The sequence below is a fragment of the Rhodococcus sp. 1163 genome (assembly GCF_002091985.1).
GTDB lineage: Bacteria > Actinomycetota > Actinomycetes > Mycobacteriales > Mycobacteriaceae > Rhodococcoides.
The window spans coordinates 84,474-100,636 of sequence record NZ_MKKX01000037.1; the positions used below are offsets into that span (position 1 = coordinate 84,474).

The 16,163-nt window shown below is 61.3% G+C and carries 20 protein-coding genes; 7 read left to right on the top strand and 13 right to left on the bottom strand.

What is annotated here, in order from left to right:
* Nucleotides 1-101: 101 nt before the first annotated feature.
* The 11 genes from rpsQ to rpsJ are packed head-to-tail and all read right to left on the bottom strand — an operon-like array spanning nt 102 to nt 5,410.
* Nucleotides 102-380, bottom strand: a complete 279-nt coding sequence (rpsQ, locus tag BJD99_RS17585) for a 30S ribosomal protein S17 (protein ID WP_084348482.1) — start codon at nt 378-380, stop codon at nt 102-104.
* A complete protein-coding gene (rpmC, locus tag BJD99_RS17590) occupies nt 377-622 on the bottom strand; it encodes a 50S ribosomal protein L29 (protein ID WP_072806568.1) in 246 nt (81 codons plus the stop codon). The genes rpsQ and rpmC overlap by 4 nt, the downstream gene beginning before the upstream one ends.
* Nucleotides 622-1,038 carry a 50S ribosomal protein L16 gene (rplP, locus tag BJD99_RS17595; protein ID WP_084348483.1) on the bottom strand — a complete coding sequence of 139 codons (417 nt, stop codon included), beginning with the start codon at nt 1,036-1,038 and terminating at the stop codon, nt 622-624. The genes rpmC and rplP overlap by 1 nt, the downstream gene beginning before the upstream one ends.
* Before the next feature lie 2 nt (nt 1,039-1,040).
* Nucleotides 1,041-1,847: a 30S ribosomal protein S3 gene (rpsC, locus tag BJD99_RS17600; RefSeq protein ID WP_084348484.1), complete on the bottom strand. Its 807-nt coding sequence runs from the start codon at nt 1,845-1,847 to the stop codon at nt 1,041-1,043.
* Nucleotides 1,847-2,278: a 50S ribosomal protein L22 gene (gene rplV, locus BJD99_RS17605; RefSeq protein ID WP_084348485.1), complete on the bottom strand. Its 432-nt coding sequence runs from the start codon at nt 2,276-2,278 to the stop codon at nt 1,847-1,849. The genes rpsC and rplV overlap by 1 nt, the downstream gene beginning before the upstream one ends.
* Nucleotides 2,275-2,556, bottom strand: a complete 282-nt coding sequence (gene rpsS, locus BJD99_RS17610) for a 30S ribosomal protein S19 (RefSeq protein ID WP_008718309.1) — start codon at nt 2,554-2,556, stop codon at nt 2,275-2,277. The genes rplV and rpsS overlap by 4 nt, the downstream gene beginning before the upstream one ends.
* Nucleotides 2,557-2,569: 13 nt before the next feature.
* On the bottom strand, nt 2,570-3,409 hold the full coding sequence (gene rplB, locus BJD99_RS17615; protein ID WP_084348486.1) for a 50S ribosomal protein L2: 840 nt from the start codon (nt 3,407-3,409) through the stop codon (nt 2,570-2,572).
* Nucleotides 3,410-3,448: 39 nt separating this feature from the next.
* Complete coding sequence (gene rplW, locus BJD99_RS17620; protein ID WP_027496310.1) at nt 3,449-3,754, bottom strand: 50S ribosomal protein L23; 306 nt, start codon at nt 3,752-3,754, stop codon at nt 3,449-3,451.
* On the bottom strand, nt 3,751-4,428 hold the full coding sequence (gene rplD / locus BJD99_RS17625) for a 50S ribosomal protein L4 (protein WP_084348487.1): 678 nt from the start codon (nt 4,426-4,428) through the stop codon (nt 3,751-3,753). Before rplD ends, rplW begins: the two co-directional genes overlap by 4 nt.
* Nucleotides 4,425-5,090 (bottom strand): 50S ribosomal protein L3, encoded by a 666-nt coding sequence (gene rplC / locus BJD99_RS17630; RefSeq protein WP_084348511.1) that lies wholly within the window; start codon nt 5,088-5,090, stop codon nt 4,425-4,427. Before rplC ends, rplD begins: the two co-directional genes overlap by 4 nt.
* Before the next feature lie 14 nt (nt 5,091-5,104).
* Nucleotides 5,105-5,410, bottom strand: coding sequence for a 30S ribosomal protein S10 (gene rpsJ, locus BJD99_RS17635; protein ID WP_003938093.1), 306 nt, complete (start codon nt 5,408-5,410; stop codon nt 5,105-5,107).
* A gap of 496 nt (nt 5,411-5,906) precedes the next feature.
* Between rpsJ and BJD99_RS17640 the strand changes: the two genes are divergently transcribed.
* The 7 genes from BJD99_RS17640 (at nt 5,907) to BJD99_RS17670 (ending at nt 12,288) form a co-directional block, all read left to right on the top strand.
* On the top strand, nt 5,907-6,410 hold the full coding sequence (locus BJD99_RS17640; protein ID WP_084348488.1) for a hotdog fold domain-containing protein: 504 nt from the start codon (nt 5,907-5,909) through the stop codon (nt 6,408-6,410).
* A gap of 36 nt (nt 6,411-6,446) precedes the next feature.
* Nucleotides 6,447-7,343, top strand: coding sequence for a prephenate dehydrogenase dimerization domain-containing protein (locus BJD99_RS17645; protein WP_084348489.1), 897 nt, complete (start codon nt 6,447-6,449; stop codon nt 7,341-7,343).
* Entirely contained in the window at nt 7,340-8,293 is a 954-nt protein-coding gene (locus tag BJD99_RS17650; protein WP_084348490.1) for a diiron oxygenase, read from the top strand. Before BJD99_RS17645 ends, BJD99_RS17650 begins: the two co-directional genes overlap by 4 nt.
* A gap of 134 nt (nt 8,294-8,427) precedes the next feature.
* A complete protein-coding gene (locus BJD99_RS17655) occupies nt 8,428-9,471 on the top strand; it encodes an ATP-binding cassette domain-containing protein (RefSeq protein WP_084348491.1) in 1,044 nt (347 codons plus the stop codon).
* 56 nt (nt 9,472-9,527) lie between these two features.
* Entirely contained in the window at nt 9,528-10,313 is a 786-nt protein-coding gene (locus BJD99_RS17660) for an ABC transporter permease (protein WP_256895902.1), read from the top strand.
* Nucleotides 10,310-11,167, top strand: a complete 858-nt coding sequence (locus tag BJD99_RS17665) for an ABC transporter permease (RefSeq protein ID WP_084348493.1) — start codon at nt 10,310-10,312, stop codon at nt 11,165-11,167. The genes BJD99_RS17660 and BJD99_RS17665 overlap by 4 nt, the downstream gene beginning before the upstream one ends.
* 152 nt (nt 11,168-11,319) lie before the next feature.
* Nucleotides 11,320-12,288 (top strand): triacylglycerol lipase, encoded by a 969-nt coding sequence (locus BJD99_RS17670; protein ID WP_084348494.1) that lies wholly within the window; start codon nt 11,320-11,322, stop codon nt 12,286-12,288.
* A 93-nt stretch (nt 12,289-12,381) separates the two neighbouring features.
* On the opposite strand, the gene BJD99_RS17675 is transcribed toward BJD99_RS17670, so the two are convergent.
* Together BJD99_RS17675 and BJD99_RS17680 are read right to left on the bottom strand one after the other, a co-directional pair.
* The gene (locus BJD99_RS17675; protein WP_084348495.1) at nt 12,382-13,446 is read right to left on the bottom strand and encodes an alpha/beta hydrolase family protein; all 1,065 of its coding nucleotides are present in this window, start codon (nt 13,444-13,446) and stop codon (nt 12,382-12,384) included.
* Between the two features lie 134 nt (nt 13,447-13,580).
* A partial coding sequence (locus tag BJD99_RS17680; RefSeq protein ID WP_143542218.1) for an amino acid adenylation domain-containing protein occupies nt 13,581-16,163 on the bottom strand: 2,583 nt, incomplete at its 5' end.

The window sequence follows — 16,163 nt, forward strand, 5'->3', positions numbered from 1 at the left end:
GCGCCGCTGTGCGCGGCCTGTCGTGAATCCAGTGTGCTTGTCTGAACACAGCAAAGCCCCCGTCCGCGATAGCGAACGAGGGCTTTGCTGTTTACTGCCGCTTACTTGGCTTTTTCGAGAACCTCTACCAGACGCCAGTGCTTCGTGGCGGACAGCGGACGGGTCTCCATGAGCTGAACGCGGTCGCCTACACCGGCGACACCGTTCTCGTCATGAGCCTTGACCTTCGTGGTGCGACGGATGATCTTGCTGTAGAGAGGGTGCTTGACCCTGTCTTCGAGCTCGACCACGATCGTCTTCTCCATCTTGTCGGAGACGACATAGCCGATCCGAATCTTGCGGTTGTTGCGTGTTTCAGTCACTGTCTTTTCCTCGCTCATGCCGCGTCACCTGCAGTGTCCTCGGCAGGACCGGTGGCCAGACCGAGCTCGCGCTCACGCAGCACCGTGTAGATACGAGCAATCTCGTGGCGTACTACGCGCAGGCGACGGTTGTTGTCCAACTGTCCGGTCGCCATCTGGAAGCGAAGGTTGAAGAGTTCTTCCTTCGACTCGCGCAGCTTGTTGACCAATTCTTCACCGGTGAGCTCACGGAGCTCTGCGGCTGGGGTTCCGGTAGCCATCAGAACTGCTCCTCCCGGGTGATAATGCGTGCCTTGATAGGCAGCTTGTGGATGGCGCGAGTAAGTGCCTCACGCGCAACGGTGTCGTCCGGGTATGAGAGCTCGAAGAGCACGCGGCCCGGCTTGACGTTCGCAATCCACCACTCGGGTGAACCCTTACCGGAACCCATGCGGGTCTCGGCAGGCTTCTTGGTGAGGGGCCGGTCCGGGAAGATGTTGATCCAGACCTTGCCACCACGCTTGATGTGGCGAGTGATAGCGATACGAGCAGCCTCGATCTGACGGTTCGTGATGTAGGCGGGCTCGAGAGCCTGAATGCCGTAGTCACCGAACGTCACAGCGGTTCCGCCCTTGGCGGCACCCGAACGTCGCGGGTGGTGCTGCTTGCGGTGTTTGACCCGCCGTGGGATCAACATCGTCAGCCCTCCTGTTTCGGCTCGGACGAGGCCGGAGCCTCGGCGGATGCTGCGCGACCGGCCTCAGTGCTGGTCGCGGTGGTGCCCGAGGCACCGGAGCGACGCGGACGTGACGGACGTTCGCGACGCGGGCGCTCGGGTCCGCCGGCAGCTGGAGCCGCAGTAGCGAGCTCGCGCTTGCCACCGACGATGTCGCCCTTGTAGATCCAGACCTTCACGCCGATACGGCCGAAGGTGGTCTTGGCCTCGTACAGCCCGTAGTCGATATCCGCACGAAGAGTGTGCAGCGGCACACGGCCTTCGCGGTAGAACTCCGACCGGGACATCTCGGCGCCGCCGAGACGGCCGGAGCACTGGACGCGGATGCCCTTGACGTTCGGCTGACGCATGGCCGACTGGATGGCCTTACGCATTGCACGACGGAAAGCGACGCGGTTGCTCAGCTGCTCGGCAACACCCTGTGCCACGAGCTGTGCCTCGGACTCGGCGTTCTTGACTTCGAGGATGTTGAGCTGAACCTGCTTGCCGGTCAGCTTCTCGAGAGCTCCGCGGATGCGGTCCGCCTCGGCGCCACGACGGCCGATGACGATTCCCGGACGTGCCGTGTGGATGTCCACGCGGACACGATCACGGGTGCGCTCGATTTCGACCTTCGCGATACCCGCGCGCTCCATGCCGGTGGCAAGAAGCTTGCGGATGGCGACGTCTTCCTTGACGTACTCCGAGTACTGCTTGTCTGCGTACCAACGCGACTTCCAGTCAGTGGTGATACCCAAGCGGAAGCCGTGCGGGTTGATTTTCTGACCCACTACTGAGCCCCTTCCTTGGACGCCTGGCCCTTACGACGGTTACGACTCGTTCCGCCGGTCTTGGGCAGGCTCTCGACGATCACCGTGATGTGACTCGTGCGCTTGCGGATCCGGAATGCCCGGCCCTGAGCGCGCGGCTGGAATCGCTTGAGGGTTGCACCCTCGTCCACGAATGCAGTCGCCACGATCAGCGTGCTGGGATCGAGATCGAGGTTGTTCTCTGCGTTTGCCGCTGCTGAAGCGATCACCTTGGCGACCGGCTCGCTGGCTGCCTGCGGCGCGAACTTCAGGATGTTGAGCGCGTCCTCGACGGAGCGCCCGCGAACCATGTCCACGACACGACGAGCCTTCATCGGCGTCACGCGAACATGCTTCGCGATTGCCTTTGCGGTCGGGTTGGCAGTCGGATTGGCGGTTTCGGTCTTACTCATCGCCTCTTCGCCTTCCGGTCGTCCTTGATATGACCCTTGAACGTGCGGGTCGGTGCGAACTCTCCGAGCTTGTGTCCGACCATCGAGTCGGATACGAACACCGGCACGTGCTTGCGGCCGTCGTGCACCGCGAACGTGTGTCCGATGAAGTCGGGGAGAATTGTCGAGCGACGGGACCAGGTCTTGATGACCTGCTTGGTTCCCTTATCGTTCTGGACGTCGACCTTCGCGAGGAGGTGATCGTCTACGAACGGGCCTTTCTTCAGGCTGCGTGGCATTCTGAACTCCCTCCTAGCGCTTGTTCTTGCCGGTACGGCGACGACGGACGATGAGCTTGTCGCTCGCCTTCTTCCTACTGCGGGTACGGCCTTCGGCCTGTCCCCACGGGCTGACCGGGTGGCGGCCACCGGAGGTCTTACCCTCACCACCACCGTGCGGGTGGTCGACCGGGTTCATGACGACACCACGGACGGAGGGGCGCTTGCCCTTCCAACGCATGCGGCCGGCCTTGCCCCAGTTGATGTTCGACTGCTCGGCGTTGCCGACCTCGCCGACAGTTGCGCGGCAGCGCACGTCGACGCGACGGATTTCACCGGAAGGCATACGCAACGTGGCGTAGGCGCCTTCCTTACCGAGGAGCTGGATGCTCGAACCGGCAGAGCGTGCCATCTTCGCGCCGCCGCCCGGACGAAGCTCGACCGCGTGAATGGTCGTACCTGTCGGGATGTTGCGCAAAGGCAGGTTGTTGCCCGGCTTGATGTCGGCGTTGGCGCCCGATTCGATCGGAGACCCCTGGGCGATGCCCTTGGGTGCAACGATGTAGCGCTTCTCGCCGTCTGCGAAGTGCAGCAATGCGATGTTGGCTGTGCGGTTCGGGTCGTACTCGATGTGAGCGACCTTGGCCGGCACGCCGTCTTTGTCGTTGCGACGGAAATCGATCAGACGGTACGCGCGCTTGTGTCCGCCACCCTTGTGCCGGGTGGTGATACGACCGTGTGCGTTACGTCCACCGCGACCGTGCAGGGGGCGAACCAGCGACTTCTCGGGCGTGCTGCGAGTGATCTCCGCGAAATCGGAGACGCTCGAACCACGACGGCCCGGAGTGGTCGGCTTGTACTTACGGATTGCCATGAGTCTTCTCGTCCTCTATATCCGAAGAGTCCCAGTCGCTTACGCGACCGGACCTCCGAAGATCTCGATGGGCTTGCTGTCGGCGGAGAGCGTTACGAGCGCGCGCTTGGTGTCCTTGCGCTTGCCGTAACCGAATCGGGTCCGCTTTCGCTTGCCCTGACGGTTCATCGTATTGACGCTGGTCACGGTGACGTCGAAAATCTTCTCGACGGCGATCTTGATCTGCGTCTTGTTCGAGTCCGGGTGCACCAGGAAGGTGTACGTTCCTTCTTCGATCAGCCCATAGGACTTCTCGGAGATGACCGGCGCCAGCAAGATGTCGCGGGGATCGGCGATGGTGGTCACTTGCTATCCTCCTCGTTCTTCGCAGGACCTGCGATGAACGTATTCAGCGCTTCCACGCTGAAGATGACGTCATCAGCTTCGAGCACGTCGTACGTGTTGAGCTGGTCGGGTGCGATGGGATGCACTCCGTCCAGGTTCTGGACGCTCTTCCACGCTGCAGTGTCTTCGCGGCCGACGACGAGCAGGACCTTTTTACGGTCCGACAGCTCGGCGAGGAACGTCATGGCACCCTTTGTGGAAGGAACCTGCCCGGCAACCAGTTCGGTGATGACGTGAATGCGCTCGCTGCGAGCCCGATCGGAAAGGGCACCGCGCAGAGCGGCAGCCTTCATCTTCTTGGGTGTGCGCTGGCTGTAGTCACGCGGCTTCGGTCCGTGGACCGTGCCACCGCCGACGAACTGAGGTGCACGCGTCGAGCCCTGACGGGCGCGACCGGTTCCCTTCTGACGGTATGGCTTCTTGCCGCCACCGCGAACCTCGCCACGAGTTTTCGTGGAGTGGGTTCCCTGACGAGCTGCTGCGAGCTGCGCAACGACGACCTGATGCAGGAGCGCGATGTTGGCAGGCGCGTCGAAGATCGCGGCAGGCAGATCAACGGTTCCGTTGGTCTTGCCGCCGAGCTCCTTGACGTTCAGCGTCAGGTTGGTTTCGGTCTTCTTGTCGAGGCTGGTCATGCCCGTGCACCACCCTTCAATGCAGACTTGACGATCACGACGTTGCCGCGACGGCCCGGGATTGCTCCCTTGATCAGCAGAAGCCCGTTCTCGCTGTCCACCTTGTGGACCGAGAGGTTCTGCGTGGTTACGCGATCGCCGCCCATACGTCCGGACATACGCATTCCCTTGAATACGCGACCCGGAGTGGCGCAGCCACCGATAGATCCTGGGCGACGGTGCACAGCCTGTGTACCGTGGCTTGCTCCCTGACCCTTGAAGCCGTGACGCTTCATGGTTCCGGCGAAGCCCTTGCCCTTGCTGGTGCCGGTGACGTCGACGTATGCGCCGTCCTCGAACACTGCAGCGGTGAGCTCCTGGCCTACCGCGAACTTGGAGGCGTCGGCGACGCGGAACTCCACGACGTGACGACGAGGCGTAACGCCTGCCTTTTCGAACTGGCCGGTGATCGGCTTGTTGACCTTGCGCGGGTCGATCGCACCGAATGCGACCTGGACGGCGCTGTAGCCGTCGCGTTCCATGGTGCGGATCTGGGTGACCACGTTGGGGCCTGCCTTGATCACGGTCACTGGAACGACGCGATTGTTCTCGTCGAAGACCTGGGTCATTCCAAGCTTGGTGCCCAGAATTCCTGTTGCAGGCCGATTCTTGTTATCAGTCATCGTTGTCTCCGCGCTCACTGGATGTTGACATCGACACTGGCAGGCAAATCGATGCGCATGAGCGCGTCGACCGTCTTCGGCGTCGGGTCGAGGATGTCAATGAGCCGCTTGTGAGTGCGCATCTCGAAGTGTTCGCGCGAATCCTTGTACTTGTGGGGCGAACGGATGACGCAGTACACGTTCTTTTCGGTCGGCAACGGCACCGGTCCGACGACGCGGGCACCCGTACGGGTGACCGTCTCGACGATCTTGCGTGCTGACGCATCGATCGCCTCATGGTCGTAGGCCTTGAGCCTGATGCGGATCTTTTGTCCCGCCACGCTTAGTGTCCTTTTCTTGCCGCTTGTCGTAGAACCGGCCGTTCGGCCTGCTCCACCTCGTATGCACAGTCCCCGAGTCCGGCCGACTCGGGAGCCGTCGAACTCGAACTGCCTTCGTGCTCACACGACGAACCGAACGTTGGCGATCAGGCGTTACCCGATCCGTTGCCGCTGTTCATCTGTCATGGTTCTCCGGTCCACGCGGTCGGGCGTGTCGCATTTCTACTCACACTTCGACCGTTGCTTCATTGCTCCAACCCGGAGGTTTTCGCTTTCGAAGCTGCAGAACCGGACGCACTCACTCGGAGTGCTGGTTCTTCGTAATGCTTGATCCAACTGCTTGGAACTACTCACCCAGGTGCGGCCGCGAAAGACCGCGTCCCGTGTCCAGGCAACCCGACCAGTATGCCGCAGACATGGCGCGAGCACAAATCAGGCCTCGTGCACACTCACGATCAACTTCCCAGTCGAACTTACCCAGCAGTAAGGTAGGTCCATGGATGCGACGCTACCCACCACCGGATTCACCTATCGCGCCTGGTCAAGGCTCCCTCGGAATACCGTGGGATCGGCTGTGTTCTCGCTCGCGCTGTGTGTACGCGTGCCATATTTCGGCTCGGTTCTCCCCCGCGTGCGCTCGATGGCACCGGGCAAATGCACCGTGACGGCTCCGAAATGGTGGGGAATCCGAAACCACCTCGGGACCTTCCACGCCATCGCCGCATGCAATCTCGCCGAAGCTGCCATGGGAATGCTCGCCGAGGCGACCGTACCGACAACCCATCGCTGGATACCCAAAGCGATGAACGTCCGCTATCTGGCAAAAGCCACCACGTCGTTGACTGCTGTCGCAGAGTTGGCCGAACTTCCCGACTTCGACGCGGTCGAGGATTCCGTCGACGACGGTTTCGATCTCGTCGTACCCGTCTCCATCACCGATGCCCACGGCCTCGAAGTGGTGCACGCCGACATCACGGTCTGGATCTCCCGCAACCGTTGAGCGATGCCGGGCGCTGGAAGAGGCGATACTGCTCCTATGAAGAGGTTCGACGCGGTGGTCATCGGCGGCAGCGGTGAGGTGGGTCGATTGATCGCCTCCCTACTGGCCGCTGATGGCGACACGGTGCTCGCTCTCGACCCGGTCGTCCCGACCGTTTCGAGGCCCGGCATCGAGCACCTCTTCGGCGACATCGTCGACCCCGACGCCGAAGTGCGCGCGGTGCTGCGAGCCACCCCGCTGGTCGTACTCGCGGTGCCCGAATCGGTGGCTTTCGAGACCGAACTGGGCTTCCTCGACGCGCGCTCACTGCTGGTGGAGACTCTGTCGGTCAAGTCCGGATTCGCCCGGAAGGTCGCCGATGCCGACCCTCCCGGTGCGATTCTGGGCATCAACCCCATGTTCGCTCCGTCTCTCGGGATGGACGGCCGCCCAGTGGCCGCTGTGGTTCACCGCGGCGGAGGCGCTGCCGAGAACTTCCTCGGCCGAATCTCCGGCTGGGGCGGTCGAGTCGTGCAGGTCGATGCGGACCAGCACGATCGACTGGCCGCGGCGACGCAAGCGCTGACCCACGCCACTGTGCTGGCCTTCGGTTCGGCCCTGGCGAAGCTCGAAGTGGACCCGAGATCGATCGATTCTCTCGCTCCACCGCCTGCATCCACGCTGTTGGCTCTCGTCGATCGCGTCGCCAGCGGTGAGCCCGCGGTGTACTGGGATGTCCAGGCCGGCAACCCCTACGCCGAGCGCGCGAGAGCTGCGCTCGCCGAATCACTCCAAGAATTGAACGAGATCGTGACCTCCGAATCCGAGACCGACTTCACCTCCTTCATGGGAAAGGCCGGCGCCGCCGTCCCGAACCACGCTGCGTACCGGGCCCTGTGTGCCCGCCTTTTCGGTATCGTTCGTGGTACCGCACGCGAGGGGGATCGATCATGATCGAGAAGCCGTCACTACCGGACTTCGACGCGGACGACGTCGTCGAGAGTGCCGTCGTGTCACGATTGGCAGGCAACTGGAGCAAACGTGCCACTGTCAAGAAGAGCGAGCCCGACCTGGACGATCTTTTCGACACCTCGAAGCATGACTACCCCGAAGCCTTGATCCCGTTCGCCGATCACGACGTCTACCGCACTCTTTCGGACACGACCCGGGCAAAGTTGCGAGCGTGGGGCTGGATCGCCTTCAACAAGAACGTCATGGACGTGGAACAGCATGTAGTACACCCAGGCTTTGCCCTACTCGCTCAGGATGCGTTCGACATCGGTATGGGCGACGTCCTGGCTGTTGCCGTCACGCAGGCCATGGTCGACGAGCAGTACCACACCCTTATGCACCTGAATGCGAGCGCGCTGACGCGTCGCAAGAGGGGCTGGGCCCTGCCGGAGCGGACCCTGCCACTCAGCGGCACAGTCCGCAGAAGGCACGCCACTCAGGCGAGAGCCGTCGATTCCAACGAGGCTGCGCTCAATTCACTGGCATTCATGACGGTGGCGGAGATATCGATTACGTCCTACCTGAATCTGATCGAAGACAACGCACTCATCCAACCGGTGAATCGTGCCACTGTCGCTCTACACAATCGAGACGAGTACTGCCATGCGTCGATCGCCGACGAGATGGCCGCGATTGTGTTCGAATCCTTGAATTCGGGAGATCGTCGGATGTTTCTCGACGGTCTTGCCGACGGAATGGACGCATTTTCCAGCACCGATTTCTCGACTTGGTCTGCGATTCTCCACCAAGAAGGCATCGTCGGCGGGGATCTTATGCTGCGCGAAGTCGAGACGGACGGCAGTCGCAAGCAATTGGTTCAGGACTACGGCGGAATTCGATCATTGTGCAGGAAACTCGACGTAGAAGACGAAATCGGTATCGATTGGGCTTAGACACAAAATTGCGTTGGAGCAACCGGCAGGTAACGTTTCGACGTGGTGCACCCGATGAGTGACGTGAAGGATGCCCCTCACAATTTGCTCCACTGCCCTTCTGCCCGCTCCAGAACCGACCGCACGGAGTATCGATGCCCTTATCCGAGGACGTAGCTGTACTTGTGGAGGACGTCCACAAATCGTTCGGTGACGTTCATGCTCTCCGCGGGATCAGTTTCTCGGCGCCCAAAGGGACGGTTCTCGGAATCCTCGGCCCGAACGGCGCCGGTAAGACCACCGTTGTCAAGGTCCTCTCGACACTGCTCAGCCCGGACACGGGAAGAGCTCTGGTCGCTGGACACGACGTCGTCACCGATGCCGCATCGGTGCGTCGGTCGATCATGATGACCGGCCAGTATGCGGCGCTCGACGACACCTTGTCAGGCCGAGAGAACATCGAATTGTTCGGCCGTCTGATGGGCTTGGACAAGAAGGCGTCGAAGACGCGGGCACTCGCACTTCTGGAAGAGTTCGATCTGGCCGACACCGGCAAGCGACCCGTCCGGGGCTATTCCGGTGGCATGCGTCGGCGAATCGACATCGCGTGCGGTCTCGTTGTCCGTCCCCAGGTGGTGTTTCTGGACGAGCCGACTACCGGACTCGATCCCCGGAGCCGCCAGGGCGTCTGGTCGCTCGTGGAAGCGCTGAAAGCACAGGGAATCACAGTCCTGCTCACCACTCAATATCTCGAGGAAGCCGATGTATTGAGCGACAACATCATCGTCATCGACAAGGGCACCGTCATCGCTGAGGGAACCTCGGACGAGTTGAAAGCTCGAACCGGTGGCAGTTACTGCGAAGTGGTCCCCCTCGACCCGTCGCAGTTGCAGCATGTCGCCCACGTGCTCGGCGAACTCCTTCCTCCCGCCAATCGCGTCGACCTCGGTCCGGAAGCGGTGCAACTCTCGGTCCCTGCCCCGGACGGTGCTGCAACTTTGTCCGAAATCTTGCGACGCATCGACACCGCTGGAATTGCCCTCGCCGACATCGCACTTCGCCGTCCCTCGCTCGATGATGTCTTCCTCACTCTGACCGGCCACTCACATTCGAGTGATGAAGAGGTTCCGGTTTCGACCGAGGTCGGGCCGCCTACGCCCCCAACTACACGGACCGGGTCCGAAGTCGAGTACCGATGACGGCGACGAGCGCACGCACGCGTGTATCCGGTTCGGACCTTGTCAGCGGTTCTTCGATGTCCACTACCTCGGTCCGACGACAGGGCCGCCCGTCCGGCTTCGTTCAATGGCAGGTCCTGACGGCTCGGTCGGTATGGACAATGGTGCGTCACGGCGAGCTCGTGGTGGCGGTCATTGCACCGCTCATCTTCACCGTCGGCTTCTACCTGCCACTCAAGTTCGTCATGCAACTTCAGGGTATCGATTACGCCCAGTTCTTGATGCCGATCATCGTGCTCCAGGCGATGGCGTTCACAGCGATCTCAGCGTCGCAACGTGCTTCGTCCGAATCGTTGAGTGGGCTCAATATGCGATTGCAGACCATGCCAGTAGTAGGCGCAGTCCCGCTGGTGTCACGGATCTCGTCCGGAGTCGTCCGATCAGTGGTGTCGCTGACGGCTGCCCTCTCATTCGGTTACGTCATCGGCTTCCGGTTCAGCGCGGGGTTGGGACAGGCCGTCCTGTTCTGCACGTTCGCGTTGGCGATCAGCACGATGCTCTCGATCGGCGCAGACGCGATCGGCACTCTGTCGAAGAGTCCGGAATCGACCAGCCAAATGCTCACGCTTCCCCAGTTGATCCTCGGGATGGCTTCGTGCGGCTTCGTTCCCGAATCGGGGTTTCCCGAATGGATCCGACCCTGGGTGCGGAATCAGCCGATCTCCCAATTTTCGTTCTCGATGCGCGACATGGCCGAGGGCGGCGTCAGTTTCCACGTACTGTTTCCATCGCTCATTTGGATTTTTGGATTGCTAGCGGTATTCATTCCCCTGGCCATGTGGGCTAGTTCGAGGCGCTCATGACTGCCTCATCCATCGCGCCCGGTAGCACCCCGCCGGTAAGCCGATTGACGTTCCCGGAGCCGACCCTCGACTATGCCGAGAATTCTGCCCGCGCACTATGGGCGCACAGTCTGATTCAGTGCAAGCGGCTTCTCATCCGATGGACTCGCGATCCGTCGACGATGATTCAGGCACTGCTCTACCCTGCCTTGACGCTCCTCATGTTCAGGATCGTGCTCGGCAACTCGATCTCCGCCGCGACCGGCTCACCGAGCGTGTACGGGACAGTTCCTATGATCGCGCTGGTCGGTGCGATGTTCGGATCGATCGTCAGTGCCGTCGGCTTGAAGGGCGAGAAGACGAGCGGTTTGCTCAGTCGGTTCGCGACTACGCCCACCCACCGAGCATCCGGTCTGGTCGGACGCATGATGGCCGAAGCCATTCGAGTGTTCGCGACGACGATCGTCATCGTCGCGGTGGGCATGGTCCTCGGTTTCCGCTTCAATCAGGGAATTCCTTCGGCTATTGCACTCTTGTTGCTACCGATTGCGTTCGGGATCGGCTTTGCGGTCATGGTGACATTCCTCGCCACCGTCGCTGGTCAAACTCCTCTCGTGGAGGTCGTCTCTATTGGCTGCACGTTGCTGATGTTCTTCAATTCCGGGTTCGTTCCAGTCGCTGCGTACCCACCGTGGCTCCAGCCCGTCGTAGCAGCTCAGCCCATGTCGTGCGCGGTCGACGCGATGCGCGGCCTATCCCTCGGCGGGCCAGTGTTGGTCCCGGTGCTGCAGACGCTCGCGTGGGCGGTCGGCATGGTGGCGGTATTTCTGTACCCCGCAATCCGAGGCTACAAGCGTGCGGCCGAGACTGGATAGCAGGTAAAAGTTCACTTATCTACGCTTTCAGGTTGTTTTACCTGCACCCGGCGCTGTTATCGTGAGAGATCAACCGGAGACGAACCTCGCCTCTGGTTTTTGCTTTGAGCCGCCACTTCCGAGTAGTCGAACCGAACGAAGGGTCGTTGTACGTGCCGAAACACAGAGGCAGGGTCGCCATAGCTCTCGCGTCCGCGGCGTTGATCTCACTGGGCAGTACAGCAGTTGCGACTCCGTTGGCCGCCGCAGAGGAGTCGGTTTCCCCGCTGCCTCTCGAGTTCTCCGACATGGGACCGGCCCCGGCAGGTGCGAACGACTGGTCGTGCGTCCCATCCGAAGCACACCCCCGTCCGGTGGTACTCGTACATGGCACCGGTGTGGATATGGCCACGACGTGGCAAACCATGGCGCCTGCATTAGCCGGCGAAGGCTACTGCGTGTACGCACTCGACTACGGCGCCGTGCAGACGCTACTCGACCCGAACCAAGTGATCTGGGGCCTCGGAGATATACCGGCGTCGGCAGCGCGTTTGGCTACGTTCATCGACGCGGTACTTGCTCGAACGGGCGCGCCGAAGGTAGACATCGTCGGTCATTCGCAGGGCGGAACAGTTGCCCGCCAGTATCTGAAGTTCAACGGTGGCGTCGACGATGTCAATTCTTCCAACAGCAAGGTTGAGAACCTGGTGACGCTGGGTGGCACTAATCATGGCACCAACTTCGGCGGTATCGAGCAGATGTACCTGATCCTCGCCGCTGCTGGACTGGATCAGACGATCATCTCGGAAGTACTTTTCGGCCTGACCGGACTCGGCACTGCCGGTCGTCAGCAATTGATCGGCTCACCCACCCTGCAACGACTCAATGCAGGCGGCGAAGTCGAACCGGGAGTGCGGTACACGGTAGTGGGCACCAAGTTCGACAAAGTCGTCACACCTCCGGAAAGAACTTTCCTCGATCCGAGAGGTTCAGCCGAGGTCCGGAATATGTGGGTTCAGGACGGCTGTGAGTCCAACACAGTTCCGCATCAGGGCTTGACTTTCGATGATCGCGTCACCTATATCGTCCAATCCGCGCTCGATCCGACCTTCTCGACCAAGAACGCCGCCCCATGTTCCTGACTGGACAGTAGCGATACATTTCCCGCCGACATGAAAAGGCCCCATCCGTAGATTTCTCGGATGGGGCCTTCCTTATTCTGTGGGTCTCTGCTGTCAGACCCCGAGCGATCGTGCGAGTACGGGCCACGAGTTCTTCAGATCGTCCTGCCAGTAGCCCCACGAGTGGCTCCCGGAATCACGGAAGTTGAACGTGGCTGGGATGCCGAGTTCGCCCAAACGGTTGGCCATGTTGTGGGTGCAGTAGTTCGTGGCAGCTTCGATGACTCCACCGACGATGACCTGGTTCGCCAGGGTGCCCGGCTTCCCGTTGATCTCGGGACCGTTCAAGTTGTCGTATTGCCCGGGCAATCCGTTGCCATTGGAGATGTAAAGTTCGAGGCCGCGAAGGCCTTCAGCGTGTACATAAGGATCGTTGTCGGCCCACATCGGATCGGTGGGCGGCCCCCACATGTTCAGTGTGTCGCCTCCACCCCACGTTTCGGTGGTGAGCTTGACGAACTGCTGGCCGATCGGATCGCTGGTCTGAGCGCAACCACTGTATGCGGCTACACCCTTGTAGAGCCCCGGCGCGTTGATCGCCAACTGCATAACCGAGGTGCCCGACGAAGACACACCGGCAATCGAATTCACGCCGTTCGTGCCGAGACCTGCATCGATCAGCGGGGGTAGTTCTTCGGTGAGGAACGTAGTCCACTTGTTGACACCGAGAACTGGGTCGGCCTGCTTCCAGTCGGTGTAGTAGCTCCATTTGCCACCGACTGGCGAGACCACGTTGACGTTCTTGTCTGCGAAGAAGTCGATCGCATCCGTGCGGTAGCGCCAGGTTGCGCTGTCTTCACCGCCGCCCGCTCCATTGAGGAGGTAGAGAGTGGGGCGAGGAACGCTTGTGTCGGCCGGTCGCCATACGTCGAGCGGCACTTCCTTGTCCATCGCAGCGGAATAGACATAGACAATCAAATGCTGATCGTCCATGACCTTGGTGTGGGTTATCTTCGAGCCGTTGGGTGCGCTCGGGTAGGCGTAGAGGTCTCCGTTGTCGGTGACTGGATCGGCCGAAGCCGTGAAACCACTTGCGGCAAGCGGCAGCAGAGCCATTGCCGCGGCTGCCACTGCTAACTTGGCACCCCTCGCCGAGGGACGTGAATTGACTCTCCGCATAAATCGATTACCTAACTTGTTGGACATACCCTTGTGTGGGAATGCTGTCGGTCGTGCAACCTGCTGACGCGCAGGAACTACATCGATCCCCCCCGCGCACTGCACTAGCCGCAGAGTTTATCGTGTCTGTCTCATCACCCGTTACGCCCGTCACTCGTATTCAGGTACTCGTTCAGGATTGGCCCGACCAGCGCGAGGGCCTCCGCACCTGTCATATCCTCGTGAGCCGCATCGACAACAACCTCCCTGACCTCGACTACATGATCGGTCCATTGTGCGGCCGCCTCGACATCCTCGGGATGCGTTCTACCCGCAGTGAAGTAGAGCAGCGGCACATCGAGACGTGCAGGCTTGTAGTCGTTTATCTGGCCAGGAGACGCGACTGCACTCTTGTAGACCGAATGCACCTGTCCCACAGTTAGTCCTACCGGACCTTGAACGATGGCAGCGGCGGCCCGAGTAGCCTGTTCGGTGGACAGTACGGTCGGTGTCGACTCATCTTCCTCGATCACGCCCACCGGAACGAGTAAGGACTTCAACTCCGCCTCGAACTCGCTTCGTTCGATGTGCAACACCGAATCCATCATCGTCAACGTCACCGTGTCCCCTGCTTCGCGTAACTGCGCTGCCATCGCATGCGCGATGACACCGCCGAGCGACCATCCAAGAAGGTGATAAGGCCCCGTCGGACGCACACGACGGACTTCGACTACGTATCGGGCCGCGTACTCGTGAATCGAAGTCGGTACCTCCTCCGACATCGAGAGTCCCGGAGATTGAAGTCCGTAGATGGGGCGGTCTTCATCCAGGAAGGACATCAGCCCCGCATACGGCCATGCGAATCCGAGCATCGGATGAACACAGAATACAGGCGCAACATCTCCGTGGTCGCGAATCGGAAGAAGAATGTCGAGTGCGTCGCCGGCAGAACGTGTTGCCTCGCTATCGAATTCATCGATCCGCCTGGCCAAGTCCTCGACTGTCCGATCAGTGAAGAACCACTGCACTCGAACATCGGACGTAGCTACCCTACGAAGCCGAGCGACCGCTTGCGTTGCGATGAGTGAGTTGCCGCCCAACTCGAAGAAGTCGTCATCGAGCCCCACCCGATCGACATCGAGCACATCCTCGAACACACCCGCCACCACCCGCTCCGACTCCGACACCGGCGCCCGGAACTCCCGCACCACACCCGCAGGCTCCGGCAAAGCAGCACGATCCAACTTACCCACCGGAGTCAACGGCAACTCATCGAGAACAACCACCTGCGAAGGCACCATGTGCCGCGGCAACCGCTCCTTCACCCACCCCCGAATCTCCAACACATCCAGATCCGAACCCACAGCAGGCAACACATACGACACCAACACCGTCGCACCCGCCACACCCTGCTCCCCCGAACGCGCCACCGTCACCGCGAACTCGACCCCCGGATACGAGGTCACCACAGCATCGATCTCACCCAACTCGATCCGGAAACCACGCACCTTCACCTGAAAATCACTGCGCCCCACATACTCGATCGAGATGGGCTCACCGCGGTCGTCGCCGATCCACCTCACCATGTCGCCGGTGCGATACATCCGGGAACCATCGACACCGAAGGGATTCGCTACGAATCGCTCCGAAGTGAGGCCGTATCGGCGGTGGTAACCGCGCGCCAATTGCATTCCAGCCAAATACAATTCACCGGAGACGCCAATCGGAACCGGCTGGAGTCCACCGTCCAACACCAGGGCGGACATCCCGCGGATCGGCGCACCGATCGACACCACGTCCCCCGCCACCAACGCACCCGAAATATTCGACATGATCGTCGTCTCCGTCGGACCATACCCATTGAAAAACTCACGCACTTCCCCACCGACACCACGCTCCACCGCCCACCGACCCAACAACTCAGGCGACCACGCCTCACCACCGACCACCACAACCCGAAGATCGACCAACCCCACCGGATCCACCGACGCCAACGCAGCCGGAGTCACGAACGCATGCGACACCCGCTCCGAAACCAACAACTCCCACAACTCCACCCCACCGAACACCGACGCCTCCGCCACCACCATCGTCGACGACGCACCCACCGCCAACAACAACTCCAACATCGACGCATCGAAACTCGGCGACGCAAAATGCAACGTCCGCGACTCCCCCGTCAACCCATACCGATCACGCTGCTCCACCGCAAAATTCGCCAACCCCGCCTGCGTCACCACCACACCCTTCGGAACCCCAGTAGACCCCGACGTATACACCACATACGCCGCCGACTCCGCCCGCAAACGCCCGACCCGATCCACCGCCGACACCGGATCACCCGACACCGACGCCAACAACGCCACCACCGCCGGATCATCCAACACGATCCACTCCACACCCAACGGCAACAACCCCACGAACTCACGCACCGTCACACCGACCCGCACCCCCGAATCCACCACCATCCGCTCCAACCGCTCCACCGGATACCCAGGATCGAACGGCACCACAGCACCACCGGACTTCGCCACACCCCACACCGACACCACCGAATCCACCGACCTCGGCAACGCCACACCGACAAACCCATCCACCTCCACACCCGCACCCACCAACACCCGAGCCAACCGCGAAGACAACGAATCCAACACCCGATACGACACCTCAGCAGAACCACACACCAACGCCGACGAATCCGGACTCCGCTCCACCGCCGACGCCAACAAATCCGGCAG